The sequence below is a fragment of the Cellvibrio polysaccharolyticus genome (assembly GCF_015182315.1).
In the GTDB taxonomy this organism is placed as follows: domain Bacteria; phylum Pseudomonadota; class Gammaproteobacteria; order Pseudomonadales; family Cellvibrionaceae; genus Cellvibrio; species Cellvibrio polysaccharolyticus.
Window position 1 is genome coordinate 74,397 of sequence record NZ_PRDL01000001.1, and the last position, 13,830, is coordinate 88,226.

Consider the following 13,830-nt stretch of genomic DNA (forward strand, 5'->3'; position numbering starts at 1 on the left):
AGCATTCAGGAGGCTGTGGCTTTTTTCGAAGACAAACAACGTCCTTTTTCTTCCAGCCAGTACAGTGTATTGCCAGTCAGCGCAATGGAGCCTGAAACAATGGCGCTGAGCGGAAGGATAATCATACTGCTCGCCAGCTCTGCCACCGCCTGGGCTTTGCATTCTTCGTTCTGACAATTCATTTGTCGGAAGCGGGTTTGCTGATCCAGCGTCAATTCTATTTTTCGGGTAACTATCTCGCAGTCGTAGTCGTAACCGGCGACCTGCTTCGGTTTAACCATACAGCTGGCAACGCCCGTGCACAAACCGACCATCAACAATTTTTTTAACACGGGCATTTCCCGGGCTGAATATTCCTGTGGTGAATACCGGTTATTTACTCAAATGGTAAATAGCAGTTTCACCGAAAAGATTGGGTGCTATTTCTTTCAAAAATGCCGGTGATTGTTCATTAACCACCTGCCGATGAATAACGCGGATATTTTTTTCGCGGCAAAGAACTTCAAAATCTTTAAAGGTGCAGAAATGGATGTTCGGGGTATCGTACCATTCATAAGGAAGCAGGTCGGAGACCGGCATTCGACCATGGGTGGCCAGATACCAGCGCGCTTTCCAGTGGCCAAAATTGGGGAAGGTGACAATACATTCCTTGCCCACACGTAACATTTCGTCGAGCACCAGATGCGGGTAGTGCAAGGTTTGCAGTGCCTGGGTCATCAGCACCGTATCAAAACTGTTATCGGCAAAATTACCCAGACCGCGATCGAGGTTTTGCTCGATGACGTTCAAGCCTTTTTCAATACAGGCATTAATTTCGTCAGCGCCGAATTCCAGGCCGTAACCTTCAACCTGCTTGTTGTCGATAAGAAATTTTAACAGGGTGCCATCACCGCAGCCCAGATCCAGAATACGGCTGCCCTGCGCGATCCAGTGTTGAATTTCATTAAGATCTATACGCATGATTTACTCCGTGTCGATGCCGGCAAGATAGCGGGAAAAAACCTGCTGATAGCGGGCATTGGGCAACAGGAAGGCATCGTGTCCAAAGTTGGATTCGATATCGGCATAGGAAACAGCCTTGTTGGCACCCATCAGGGCGTTAACAATTTCCCGTGAGCGCTCCGGTGAGAAACGCCAATCGGTGCTGAATGAAATCACCAGAAACTTTGCCTTGGCCTGGCTGAACGCCGCCACCGGATCGTCGTTGTATTCACGGGCCAGATCAAAATAATCCAGCGCTTTGGTGATTAACAAATAGCTGTTAGCGTCGAAGGTGTTGGCGAAAGTATCGCCCTGATAGCGCAAATAGCTTTCAATCTGGAATTCGATGGGTTCATCAATGCCCAGCTCGAAACTGCCACTGCGCAAGTCGCGACCGAATTTTTTACCCATCGCGTAATCGGACAAATAAGTGATGTGGCCGATCATGCGCGCTACCGACAAACCATCGCGCGGCAAGGTGTTGTGTTCGAGGTAGCGACCGCCAAGGAAATTCGGGTCGGCAATAATCGCCTGACGCGCCGTCTCATTGAACGCAATATTCTGTGCAGTAAGTTTCATCGCCGATGCAATAACGACGCAGTGACGCACCCGGTCAGGGTATTCCAGCGCCCAGCGCATCGCCTGCATGCCGCCCAGGCTGCCACCAATCACCGCCGCCCAGACATCAATACCGAGCTTGTCTGCCAGCGCTGCCTGGCTGGACACCCAATCGCGCACCCGCAGTTTGGGGAAATCCGGCCCCCAGGGTTTGCCGGTGGCCGGGTTGATGCTGGAGGGCCCGGTAGAGCCGTGACAGCCGCCGATGTTGTTCAGCGCCACCACAAAAAATTTGTTGGTATCAATCGGTTTACCCGGGCCGATGTAGCTGTCCCACCAACCGGGTTTACGGTCGTCTGGCGAGTGATAGCCGGCGGCATGGTGATGGCCCGACAGCGCATGGCAAATCAGCACCGCATTGGATTTGCTCGCATTCAGTTCACCGTAGCTCTCGTACATGAGCGTATAGCTGTCCAGCATTCGCCCGGAGGCCAGCGGTAACGGCTCGGTGAAATGGATGGATTGCGGTGTAACCAACCCCACTGAATCAGCGGGAAGCGATTTTGACATGACGATCTCGTATTTCGACAGCACACGAAGTGCCTGAAGGGACAGCGCCGCGGTAGCGGCCGTTTCAAGGCAGCAAGTCTAAGGTCGCGCAGGCATGGCTGCAAGCTGTCAGCGCACCAACAGCTTGCCGGGGCAGATTATCGCGCCTGCAGGGTGCGGGCGCGGGACAGCGGAATCACCCGCGAATCGGTAACGGACGCCGCTTGCGGGCGCTCGCCCAGCGACACCTCCAGCGTTTCCTGATACAGCGGCTCCAATGCTTTCAGCGCGCGCTGCCAGTGATGCAGGCCCTTCTGCAAGGCTTTCAGGCGACCGGCGCGCTGGTTGTGTTCACCGTGCACGCGGGTCAGTTGCAGCATATGGTGTTCCAGCAGCTGCTTCTGGTAGTGATTGTGATGGAACAGCGGCGCCAGACCTTCCTGCAACCAGCGCTCGATGGTGCGGTTGATGTCGCGCCACACTACCCGCACTTCCTGCACCAGGGTGTTGATAAAGCGGCTGATAAACAGCGTTTTGCTGGCCAGCACACTGTTGATGGAGCGGCGGAATTGATCGGCGCGGGTCTGCAACTGGCGCAGGCGTTTTTGCTGATCGTGGATGCGCAGCAAATGCTGGTTGACCCGATCTTCATGGGTACCGGCGTTTTCCGGCCGCTCGTAGATAGAGATCAGCACCCGGTTGGCGCGCTCCATCTCCCGCTCAAGATGGCGCATGCTGTTATCAATATCGTCGAAAAACGTACCAATAGCGCGCGACAGCCCCAGCGTGGTCCAGCTGCTGGTGAGGTTGTCGGTGGCGGTTTGCACATAGCGCTCGAGAATTTCCGGGCTTACCGGTGCCAGCAGCGATTGCCGCTGGTTTTCCAGCAAGCGCTGGCTGGTGCGCAAGGTCAGTGCCTGCTTGTGATAGTGGTGATGGGTTTTGCGGATGCCGGTGCGCAACTGGCTGATTTTTTCGGTGATGCTTTCCGGGCTGGCGGCGCGCCCCAGCGACACCAGTTCTTCCTGGGCAACGCTGATACGGGCTTTCAAACTGTTGCGGGCGTTAATCAGCATACTGAAACTGTCGCCAATCAGGCGATGGCCGATGATCTGCTGCTGGTTATGCACCACGCACTCGCCCAGCAAGCGTTCCAGTTGCAGGAAATTGCTTTTTTGCAGCAGCGGTTTGTTGCGCGCGACCTTGGCCAGCAACCCTTGCTTGGCGGACAGGGCAACCACATGCTCCATCGGCATCTGCAGGCGGGTGGCGGTTTCGGCGCGCATCCGGTCGATATTCGCGCCCACTTCGGCAGGCAGCGCCAAATCGTCCCACAGGCTGTCAATTTTGTTCAACAGCGCCACCACCGCCGTGCAATGATTTTCCCGCAAGGGCTGGATATGCTCGCGCCAGATGGCCATATCGCTGGCGGTAACCCCGGCATCGGCAGCCAGCAGGAACAGAATCGCCTGGGCTTCGGGCAGGGTTTTCAAGGTCAGTTCCGGCTCATTGCCGAGCGCATTCAAGCCGGGTGTATCAACAATACGCAACCCCTGACGCAACAGTGGATGGTCGAGGCTGATCATCGCGTGGCGCCAGCAGGGAATGGAAACCAACCCCTGGTCATTTTCGAGGCCGGTATCTTCGCTGGTAAAACCCAGCAACTCGGCTTCTGCCGCGCTGACCAGTTTGCTGCACGACACCTGATGCAGTGCCGCCCGCATCTCGTCGGGGTTTTCCGGATCAAAAGGGATGGTAATCCAGTTGCGGGGGATGCGTTTGAAACTTTCCAGGCTGGTGGTGGTGCGGCGGGTTTCTATAGGCAGCAAGCGCACGCAATGGGGGTTGGCTGCATCGCGATAAATTTCGGTGGGGCACATGGTGGTGCGGCCCGGTTGCGATGGCAGCAAACGGCGGCCGCCTTCGGTGTACAGCAGTGCATTGATCAGCTCGGTTTTGCCGCGGGAAAACTCGCCAACAAAAGCCAGCGTAAAACTTTCCCGGTGCAGCAGCTGCCGTGCCTGGCGCAAGGTTTTGCGTAAATCCGGGCCGAGCATTCCCACGTCCTCACCCCAGCGCTCAAACCGCAGCAAGCGCTCGTCGAGCTGTTGCTTCCAGCGGTTGTAACCGGCCATCTGTTTGTGCAGTGCTTTAACGTCCATGAATTTTACCTGTCGGCTTATTATGATCGGGTCGGCGCCCGGCTTGCCACGCAAGAATGCGCCGCCAGGGCGCATTCGCAACACCCGCATCGCTCTCGACCGGGTGAACAAAAATTGTTCGTATTAAAGCGGATTTTCGCGCCGAAAGCCAGTGTTCAACAAGAGCGCGGGCGGTAACTCACGAAAGGGAATTGATGGCGAATTCGGCGGGGATAAAAGCCGGTGCCTGAATGAGGATATTTTTACTGCGCCCCGACTCGCCCTGCAAAATCGTAACGCGGGATTTCGGCACCTGAAATAACTTGCCCAGCCATTGCACCAGATGAGCATTGGCCTTGCCATCGACCGGTGGCGCGGTAATACGGAGTTTGATGCGGTCGCCATGCAAACCGGCAACCCCGTCGTTCGAGGCTTTCGGTTGCAGATGGCAGCGCAGCAACAAATCGCTGCCCTGCCATTGGTAATGGGTCATTACCAGACGCCGATTACAACATTGGGGTTGAGGTAAACCGCCTGCGCGGCGCGTGCCAGCACCATATCCAGCACTTTCAGCCCCATCAAGACCAGAATCGGGGAGATATCAATAACGCCACCCAGGGGTGGCAGGATTTTTCTGATTGGCGCCATAATCGGATCAATCAACTGGTTTACCAGCGCCAGCACCGGGTGATTGCTGCCAGGCGCAATCCAGCTGCCGACGATGGAAATAATAATGCCCCAGAAGAAGATATTGGAAACCAGCGTCAGGGTACCCAGGATCGCCCAGGCAATGCTGTACAGCGGGAAAGAAAACAGCGTGGACTGCCCGAGAATCAGCCCCAACACCAGAATCACCGCCAGTTGTAGCAAGATCATCAGAGCGATGGAGGCCATATCAATGCCCATCACACCGGGAATGATCCGGCGCAGTGGCATCAACAGCGGGCGGGTGATTTTCACAATCGCCTGGGAGAGCGGGTTGTAAAAGTCAGCTTTGGCCTGCTGCAGTAAAAAGCGCAGAATGACGATGATCATAAAAAAGGTCATCGAGGTGTAAATCAGAAAATGTAAAATTTTGGCCAACATACCCGGCACATCCCCTTTGAATACGGTTTATTGTCCCAACTGCTCGGAAAGCTCTGCGGCGCGTGCGGAGCAGGCATTCATGGCTCGTGCCACCGTCTCGCGCAGCTTGTCCTGCTCGAACGACAGAATAGCCTGCTCGGTGGTGCCTTTGGGCGATGTTACACGACGGCGCAACTCGCTGACATCCACATCGCTATCGCGCGCCAGCATGGCCGCTCCCAGCGCCGTTTGCAAGGTTAGCTCACGGGCACTCTCGCGGCTCAGCCCCATGGCTTCACCGGCTTCGATCATGGCTTCCATAAACAGGAAGAAATAGGCCGGGCCGGAACCGGAAACAGCGGTTACCGGGTTCAGCAACGCTTCGTCATCCAGCCACTGCACCACCCCCACCGCGCGCAAAATGGCATCGGCGTTGGCGCGCTGTTCAGCGCTGACCTGCGCATTGGCGAAAAGACCACTGGCACCCTGACGCAGTTGTGACGGCGTATTCGGCATACAGCGCACAATCGCCTGATCGCCGCCCAACCAACGGCCAATGCTGTCGGTAGTGATGCCGGCGGCCAGCGAAATAATTAATGGCCGATGCGCCAAGGCGGCAGACAGCTCCGCCGCCACCGCTTTCAACATTTGCGGCTTCACCGCCAGAATCACGATATCCGCCTGGCGGGCAGCGTCGCTGTTACTGGTGGTGATATTCACGCCGGTGGCCGCTTGCAGCGGTTGCAGGGTTTCAGTGCGAGGGCCGCTGGCGGTCACCGTTTGCGCCGGTGTGCCCTCGGCCAACAGACCACCGATAATACTTTTGGCCATATTACCGGCGCCAATAAAGGCAATTCGAGGCTGGATCACGGAAATATTCCTGAGCAAAAAAGAACGGGTTAAATGCCGTCGACACCAAAATTTTTCATGGCGTAGTCGACCCTGGCATCCGGGCTGCGGTGTGCCCGTGGTTTGAGCGTTTCAACATGACGCAGGCGCGGCAACAAGCCGCGACCATTGGCAACCTGAATCGCCAGCCCCGGGCGGGCATTCAGTTCGAGTAACTGCGCACCACGGGTTTTGTCGAGCACGATATCGGTGCCGATGTAACCCAGGCCGGTCATCTCAAAGCACCGGGAGGCGAGCAACAACATGTCCCGCCAGTTGCTGATTTTGATCTCGTTTAACGGGCGGCCGGTATCCGGGTGATGGGTTACCGGCTTGGAAAACTGTACGGCGCGCAGCGCATGGCCGGTGGCGATATCAAGCCCCACCCCCACCGCGCCCTGGTGCAGGTTGGCCTTGCCGTCAGAAACGTGCGTGGCCAACCGCAGCATCGCCATTACCGGGTAACCTTTGAAAACAATGATGCGGATATCCGGGACACCTTCGTGGGAGTAACCCTGGAAGGCATCATCAAACTGGATGAGGTCTTCTACCAGCACCACGTCCGGCTTGCCACCCAGCGAATAAAGCCCGGCCAGCGCGTTACTCATGTGACGGCGGATATCGTCGATGGTAATTTCTGCGCCGGAAGCCTTGATGAATTTGTCGCCGCGACGGCCCACAATCACCAGAATGCCTTTACCGCCGGAACCCTTGGCCGGTTTTACGGCAAAGCCTTCCAGCCCGGCCAGCTTTTCATCAATGGCGGCAATTTCGTGCTGCGCGCTGATGACGAAGAACAGCCGTGGCGTTGCCACTTCAAACTCTTCTGCCAACAGTTTGGTTTTCAGCTTGTTGTCCACCAGCGGAAACAAGCTGCGCGCATTGTAACTGCCGATAAAATCGCGATTACGGCAGTTCATGCCGAGAATACCCATGCGGCGCAAGCGCCATGGACTCACCCATTTCACCGCTGATTACCCCTTGTTATCAACGCTGGCGTCATTCTCGACCATGGCGCGGAAGCGCCGCAATTCGGAGAGTTTATAACCGGTGTATTGGCCCATCATCATAATCAGGGCAAGAGCCACCAGATTCAGTTCGGGGAAATTGAAGGTCAGGTGACCAATCGCCGGCAGTTGCATCATCAAATAAGCCAGCACTGCCACCAGCAAACTGCCACCGCCCTGCACAAATACTTCTTTGGGGCCTTCTTCTTCCCACAGAATCGACATCCGCTCAATGGTCCAGGCGATGATGATCATCGGGAAGAAGGTGATGGTCATGCCGGTGTTCAGCCCCATCTGATAACCCACCAGACTGAGCACCGAGATAATAAAGATCACCAGCACCACCAGCGTCGCGATCCTCGATATCAGTAGCAGGTTCAGCCGCGATAAATAGGTTCGCAGCACCAGCCCGAAGGCCACCACGGCAATAAAACTGAACAACCCGAGTAACAGCGAGGTTTGCAAAAACGCCAGCGCGATCAGAATCGGCATAAAAGTACCGGAGGTTTTCAAACCCACGATCACCCGCATAAACACCACCACCAGCGCACCCAGCGGCAGCAGGAACAGCAACTTGAACATGCCCTGCTCTTCAATCGGCAGCCGGTGCACACCAATGATCGAGAAGATGCTGTCAGTCGCCTGGGCACCGGCCAGTTCCAGCGCCGGTACCGTTTGGTAGATCATCGAGAAGCTGATGCGCGAACGGCTGCCGCCAATCACATCAATCAGCGAGCTGTCACCGCGATGCCAGAGCAACAGGTTATCCGGCAAACCCTGCGCGCCGGTATAAGGGTTGAACAGCACCCACTGGCCATCGTCATACACTTCCACCATGCGGGTCAGTGATTGATGACGGCGGGCATCTTCCAGGTACAAGCCGAGAGCAATACGCGCCGGAATACCCGCCTGCCGCAACAGTTTTTCCAGCAGGTTGGCTTTGTCCGGCTCACCAGCCAGCATCAAAGAAGCGTTTTGATCCGGAGAGGTATCGTTGATTAACTTGAGCAATTCGCGGGCGAGGCTTTTCGGCGAGCTGGACAGCGACAAAGCCTGCTCCAGCAATTGACTGGACGCCGTTGCTTGCGGACCATCCCACTCTACCGAACGCACCGGCGGTGCCTCGGTCAGGGTTTCGGAGGCATAGAGACCGCCCACAAATTGCGCTTTGTAGTAAAGGGTTTGCGCCCCTTGCGCTTCGCGTTTGGTCCACTCGCCACGGCGGGTTTGATTCTCTTCAATGACTGACCAGCCATAGCCTGGCGATGCCGCCAGTTCACTGAAGGTGCGGAAGCCCGGCGGATCATAAGGCAAGCCGAGGTTGACGGTCACTTCATCGCCATTGGCCACGAAATCTACCCGCGCTTCGATCATCCACACCGCGCGGTGATCACCGGCGAAAAAAGGGATGTCCATGGTGGTGTGACGCAGCCAGGCGGTCACCAGGCCGAGAACAATCAACCCGGCAACAATGCTGTAAAAGGGCGCTTTGGATGGTTTTTTCATGGTTTGGCTGCTTCTCCGGCAGCGCTGTTACTCTCACGCACTGGCGGTGCCAGGTCGGAGCGGCTGACATCAACAATCATTACATCACGCAGGGCATTGCGGCCCAGCAGGATCGGGTTGGCCTGGTCGGCGCGATCGGTCAGGGCGAACTCAACGGCCTGGGTTAACTTGCCAATGGTCAGGCGCAGTTCAACCACCGGGCGGCGCGAGCCTTCATCTTTGGCGCCACCGGGCAGATAGCGTACGCGCTTGCGTTCAAGCTCGTGGGTTTCTTCGGTTTTACGGTCCAACACCGAAAAGCGCACCCACTCTTCGCCGTTGCGTTCAAACAGTTGAATGTTTCGTGCATCCAGCAGTGACACGGTGATGCCGGTATTGACCCGCGCCCGCATTTCAACGCCAACACTGCTCAGCAACACACGCTCGCGCTCACCGATCAGCTGCTTGTCCTGTAACAGGTTTTCCAGCACAGACGGTGGTGTAGCAGGTGGTGGTGGCGGTTTGGGGCAGTTAACGACGGGTCTGGGTTGTACGGGCGGGGGCGGCGGCGCTTCAGCGAGGCGTTTTTGCAATTCGAGATTTTCGCCAACCAGCAGGGCGACATCTTCAAGACGATTTTGCACGCTTTCCAATGCGGTTTGCTGGTTGTGCAGTACCTGCTGGCATTGTTCCAGCGCAGTAATTTCGGTTTGTTTCACCATCAGGTTGCCGGATGACTGACACCCGGCAAGCAAAACGGTCACAAAGGCGGTGGTCATCCAACGACTGGCAGATACGGTTTTAATGCTCATTATTCCGGCCAACAAACTCTACGTAGTAGTAAAAAGAGATAGCGCTGACGAAGCAGCGGCGCCTGGTCCAGCAGGAGCTGTGGGTAATTGTAGCGGCAAGGCGATGCCAACACACCAGGAACCCGAAGGATTTTTTACAAACCCCGCTTTATCAGTAATGTTTGGGGTAAGGCGCCGGCAGGCGGCGGAAGCGTTTGTACTCCCACTGGTACTGTTCCGGTGAAAATTCCACACAGCGTTCAACGCTGGCATTCAGCCCGGCGAGTGATGTGTTTTCGTCAGCCGAGTAAATCGCTTCATCGACATCCAGCACCCGCATACGGAAGCCCCCCGGGATACGCTCGGCAAATACTGACACGACCGCACAACCGGTACGTTGAATCAGTCCATGAATCAGACCAATGGTCAGCGCCGGCTGGCCAAAGAAAGGCGCAACGCCACTGGCGGCTTCGCGATCCGGCACCTGATCCGGCAAAACGCCAACAATCGTGCCGCTTTGCAGGGCTTTGAACAGCATCATCACGCCGCGACGGTTGGTGGGCGCCATGGTGGTATTCGCCTTACTGCGGCCTTTCAGCACCATGGCATCCACACAGGGGTTTTTCAAAGGTTGGTACATGGCGGTAAGCGGCGCAATGCTGGCAAGATACAACCCCACCACCTCCCAATTGCCATGGTGGGGCGCCAGCACCAACAAGCCGCGACCTTCGGCAAGGCGCTCGCGCAGCAGCTCTTCACCTTTCACTTCCAGAATATATTGTTGCAGCCAATCCCACGAGTGATGCCAGATAGCACCGGCCTCAGCGGCCGTTTTAGCGGTTTCACGGAGGCTTTTACGAGCAAAGGCACAGCGCTCGGCCTTGCTCATATGAGGAAAACACAACGCCAGGTTGGTCATGGTGGTTTTGGCTTCACGCCCACAAAACAACCACATCAAACCTCCGGCCACAGCGCCCACTGCTCGTCCCCAGATTAGCGGCAGGCGGGAAATCAGTTTGAAAAAAAACAGGGCAAAGCGGTCTCTCATGTGAATCTCTATCGTTTTATTGTCACTCTGCACCGAAGCTTACCGGAAAAATAACGCAGACTGAAACGTCGGGCGTGCCATTGAAGGCTGACAACCGCTATAATCCGGCGCTATTTTGTGCTTGCCGGCAACTGCCGGTAACTTACTTCTTTTACTGCTGCTTCGGAGGCAGGTGACCGTGTCTGACAAATCCAAACCTGACGTTAGTACCTTCCAGGGTTTAATTCTCGCACTCCAGGAATACTGGGCGCGCCATGGCTGCGTGGTATTACAGCCGCTGGATCTTGAGGTTGGCGCGGGCACTTTTCACCCGGCCACCTTTCTGCGCGCCATTGGCCCGGAAACCTGGAACGCAGCCTATGTACAACCGTGTCGTCGTCCCAAAGACGGCCGCTACGGTGAAAACCCCAACCGTTTGCAGCATTACTACCAGTTCCAGGTAGCGCTGAAGCCTTCACCGGACAACATCCAGGAACTCTACCTGGGTTCACTGCGCGAAATGGGCATTGATACCACCGTGCACGACATCCGCTTCGTCGAAGACAACTGGGAATCGCCCACGCTGGGCGCCTGGGGCCTTGGCTGGGAAGTCTGGCTGAACGGCATGGAAGTTACCCAGTTCACTTACTTCCAGCAGGTTGGCGGTCTTGAGTGCTACCCGGTTACCGGTGAAATTACCTACGGTATCGAGCGTATCGCCATGTACCTGCAAGGCGTCGATTCGATCTTCGATCTGGTCTGGACCATCAACCCCAACGGCGACAAAGTTACCTACGGCGATGTGTTTCATCAAAACGAAGTGGAAATGTCCCGTTTCAATTTCGAAGAAGCCGATGTTGAATTCATGTTCCACAGCTTCGACGTTTACGAGCGCGAAAGTCAGCGCCTGATTGAAAAAGGCCTGCCATTACCGGCTTACGAGATGGTGATGAAAGCGTCTCACGCGTTCAACCTGCTCGATGCCCGCCACGCGATCTCGGTAACCGAGCGCCAGCGTTTCATTTTGCGGGTGCGCAGCCTCGCTCGCGCCGTAGCCCAGGCCTACTATGACGCCCGTAAAGCACTCGGGTTCCCGCTGGCACCCGAAGCACTGCGTAATGAACTGTTAGCCCACACTGATGAAACCTCTGCCACCACCGTCGGAGGAGAGCAATAATGACTGCTGATTTCCTGTTTGAACTGGGCACCGAAGAACTGCCCCCGAAAGCGCTGAAAAACCTCATCACCGCGCTGCAAAGCCACGTTATCGAAGGTTTGCAGGCGGAAGAACTCTCCTGGATTACCGTTCGCGCCTTCGCCGCACCGCGCCGTCTGGCGCTGATCGTAGAGCAATTGTCTGCCAGCACGCCGTCGCGCGAGCTGGTCGTGTGGGGCCCGCCAAAAGCCATCGCTTTTGATGCCGAAGGCAAACCCACCAAAGCCGCCCAGGCGTTTGCTGACAAAAACGGCATCGCCGTTGAAGCGCTGCAAACCGAAAGCGACGGCAAGGTAGAAAAACTGGTAGCGCGCACCACCACCACCGGTAAGCCGGTGGTCGGTTTGCTGGGCGGCATTATTGAAAATGCCATCAACAAACTGCCGATTGCCAAGCGCATGCGCTGGGGCAGCAAGCGCACCGAATTCGTCCGTCCGGCGCATTGGCTGGTAATGCTGTACGGCGATGACATTGTGGATGCCGAAGTACTGGGCCTGCGCGCCAACCGCGAAACCCGTGGCCACCGCTTCCATTACAACCGCCCGCTGCTGCTCGACAACGCCGCTGAATACGAACAAAAGCTGAAAGAAATCGGCTATGTCATTGCCGACCGCGAAGCCCGCCGGGTGCTGATTCGCGAGCAGGTAAACGCCGAAGCCGCACGCATTGGCGGTCACGCGGTTATTGATGAAGACCTGCTGGACGAAGTTACCGCACTGGTAGAATGGCCGGTAGCGCTCACCGGAAAATTCGAATCCCGCTTCCTAGCCGTACCGGCCGAAGCGCTGATTGCCTCCATGAAAGAACACCAGAAATACTTTCACGTGGTGGATGCCAAAGACCAGCTGCTGCCGCACTTTATTACCGTAGCCAACATCGCCAGCAGCGACCCGTCGCAAATCATTGACGGTAACGAGCGGGTGATTCGTCCGCGCCTGTCTGACGCGGCCTTCTTCTACGAAACCGACCGCAAAACCTCGCTGGCCGCCTTGCGTGACCGCCTGAAAACCATCGTATTCCAGGCACAACTGGGTACCATCTACGAAAAAACCCAACGCGTTTCCGCACTGGCAGCACACATTGCCGGCTTGCTGGGCGCCGACAGCAAGCTCGCCAGCCGTGCCGGTGAACTCTGCAAGTCTGACCTGGTTTCCAACATGGTCGGCGAGTTCGACAACATGCAGGGCATCGCCGGTTACTACTATGCGCTGAACGACGGCGAAAACGCCGACGTTGCCGCCGCGATGAATGAACAATACCTGCCGCGTTTTGCCGGTGACAACTTACCGCAAACCGTGACCGGTACTATTATTGCGCTGGCTGATCGCCTCGACACCCTCACCGGTATCTTCGGTATTGGCCAACAACCTACCGGCTCGAAAGACCCGTTTGCACTGCGTCGCGCCAGTATTGCGGTACTGCGTTTGCTGGTAGAGAAAAAGCTCGACCTCGACCTGCGTGCGCTGCTGGATGTCGCTCGTGCCCAGCACAAATCACTCACCGCCGGTGACGACTTAACCGACACTATTCTCGGCTATATGCTGGAGCGGTTCCGCGCTTTCTACGAAGATGCCAACATCCCTGCTGAAGTTTTCCAGGCGGTAAACGCCAAAAAAATCAGCGTACCGCTGGATATCGACCAGCGCGTGCAGGCCGTTTTCGAATTCAGCAAACTGCCGCAAGCACAAGCCCTGGCTGCTGCCAACAAGCGTGTATCCAATATTCTCGACAAGCAAAGCGGCAACGTCAGCAGCCAGATCAACGCAGCCCTCTTGCAGGAAGATGCCGAAAAGCAACTGGCGCAAGCCATTGAAGCCAAAGCAGCGGTTGTGCAGCCGTTATTCGCCGCCCGCGAATACACCAAAGCCCTGGCAACCCTGGCAGACTTGCAGCCCACCGTGGATGCCTTCTTTGACAGCGTGATGGTGATGAGCGACGACCCGGCATTACAACAAAACCGCCTGGCGCTGTTACAGCAACTGCGCGGCCTGTTCCTGGAAGTGGCTGATATTTCCTTGCTGGTTCCTGCTAAAAATTAATGCCTGAAACATCACGCGATGTTTCAGGGCGGCTTGAACCACGTTTCAAACTGCTGACAAATTCCATGCAGGCACAATGCAAG

General features: G+C 56.4%; 13 protein-coding genes. 2 read left to right on the top strand and 11 right to left on the bottom strand.

Annotation, left to right across the window (positions count from 1 at the left end; all coding sequences use genetic code 11):
* Positions 1 to 5 precede the first annotated feature (5 nt).
* The 11 genes from C4F51_RS00340 to C4F51_RS00390 all read right to left on the bottom strand — a co-directional run bounded on the left by C4F51_RS00340 (position 6) and on the right by C4F51_RS00390 (position 10,513).
* Entirely contained in the window at positions 6 to 332 is a 327-nt protein-coding gene (locus tag C4F51_RS00340; protein ID WP_193906128.1) for a hypothetical protein, read from the bottom strand.
* 40 nt (positions 333 to 372) lie between these two features.
* On the bottom strand, positions 373 to 960 hold the full coding sequence (gene metW, locus C4F51_RS00345; RefSeq protein ID WP_193906130.1) for a methionine biosynthesis protein MetW: 588 nt from the start codon (positions 958 to 960) through the stop codon (positions 373 to 375).
* Between the two features lie 3 nt (positions 961 to 963).
* A complete protein-coding gene (gene metX, locus C4F51_RS00350) occupies positions 964 to 2,109 on the bottom strand; it encodes a homoserine O-succinyltransferase MetX (RefSeq protein WP_193906132.1) in 1,146 nt (381 codons plus the stop codon).
* A gap of 137 nt (positions 2,110 to 2,246) precedes the next feature.
* Positions 2,247 to 4,250, bottom strand: a complete 2,004-nt coding sequence (locus C4F51_RS00355; RefSeq protein WP_193906134.1) for a dynamin family protein — start codon at positions 4,248 to 4,250, stop codon at positions 2,247 to 2,249.
* A 178-nt stretch (positions 4,251 to 4,428) separates the two neighbouring features.
* On the bottom strand, positions 4,429 to 4,722 hold the full coding sequence (locus tag C4F51_RS00360) for a DUF167 family protein (RefSeq protein WP_193906135.1): 294 nt from the start codon (positions 4,720 to 4,722) through the stop codon (positions 4,429 to 4,431).
* Positions 4,722 to 5,315 (bottom strand): YggT family protein, encoded by a 594-nt coding sequence (locus C4F51_RS00365; protein WP_193906137.1) that lies wholly within the window; start codon positions 5,313 to 5,315, stop codon positions 4,722 to 4,724. The genes C4F51_RS00360 and C4F51_RS00365 overlap by 1 nt, the downstream gene beginning before the upstream one ends.
* Positions 5,316 to 5,342: 27 nt before the next feature.
* Positions 5,343 to 6,170, bottom strand: a complete 828-nt coding sequence (gene proC / locus C4F51_RS00370; protein ID WP_328701422.1) for a pyrroline-5-carboxylate reductase — start codon at positions 6,168 to 6,170, stop codon at positions 5,343 to 5,345.
* Positions 6,171 to 6,193: 23 nt separating this feature from the next.
* Positions 6,194 to 7,150: an alpha-L-glutamate ligase-like protein gene (locus C4F51_RS00375; protein WP_193906141.1), complete on the bottom strand. Its 957-nt coding sequence runs from the start codon at positions 7,148 to 7,150 to the stop codon at positions 6,194 to 6,196.
* A 6-nt stretch (positions 7,151 to 7,156) separates the two neighbouring features.
* Positions 7,157 to 8,695: a UUP1 family membrane protein gene (locus C4F51_RS00380; protein ID WP_193906143.1), complete on the bottom strand. Its 1,539-nt coding sequence runs from the start codon at positions 8,693 to 8,695 to the stop codon at positions 7,157 to 7,159.
* Entirely contained in the window at positions 8,692 to 9,486 is a 795-nt protein-coding gene (locus tag C4F51_RS00385; RefSeq protein WP_193906145.1) for an ATP-dependent zinc protease family protein, read from the bottom strand. Before C4F51_RS00385 ends, C4F51_RS00380 begins: the two co-directional genes overlap by 4 nt.
* Before the next feature lie 151 nt (positions 9,487 to 9,637).
* Positions 9,638 to 10,513, bottom strand: coding sequence for a lysophospholipid acyltransferase family protein (locus tag C4F51_RS00390; protein ID WP_193906147.1), 876 nt, complete (start codon positions 10,511 to 10,513; stop codon positions 9,638 to 9,640).
* Between the two features lie 178 nt (positions 10,514 to 10,691).
* Between C4F51_RS00390 and glyQ the strand changes: the two genes are divergently transcribed.
* Positions 10,692 to 11,669 (top strand): glycine--tRNA ligase subunit alpha, encoded by a 978-nt coding sequence (gene glyQ / locus C4F51_RS00395; protein ID WP_193906149.1) that lies wholly within the window; start codon positions 10,692 to 10,694, stop codon positions 11,667 to 11,669.
* Positions 11,669 to 13,747 carry a glycine--tRNA ligase subunit beta gene (gene glyS / locus C4F51_RS00400; RefSeq protein ID WP_193906151.1) on the top strand — a complete coding sequence of 693 codons (2,079 nt, stop codon included), beginning with the start codon at positions 11,669 to 11,671 and terminating at the stop codon, positions 13,745 to 13,747. The genes glyQ and glyS overlap by 1 nt, the downstream gene beginning before the upstream one ends.
* The last annotated feature ends 83 nt before the right edge of the window (positions 13,748 to 13,830 follow it).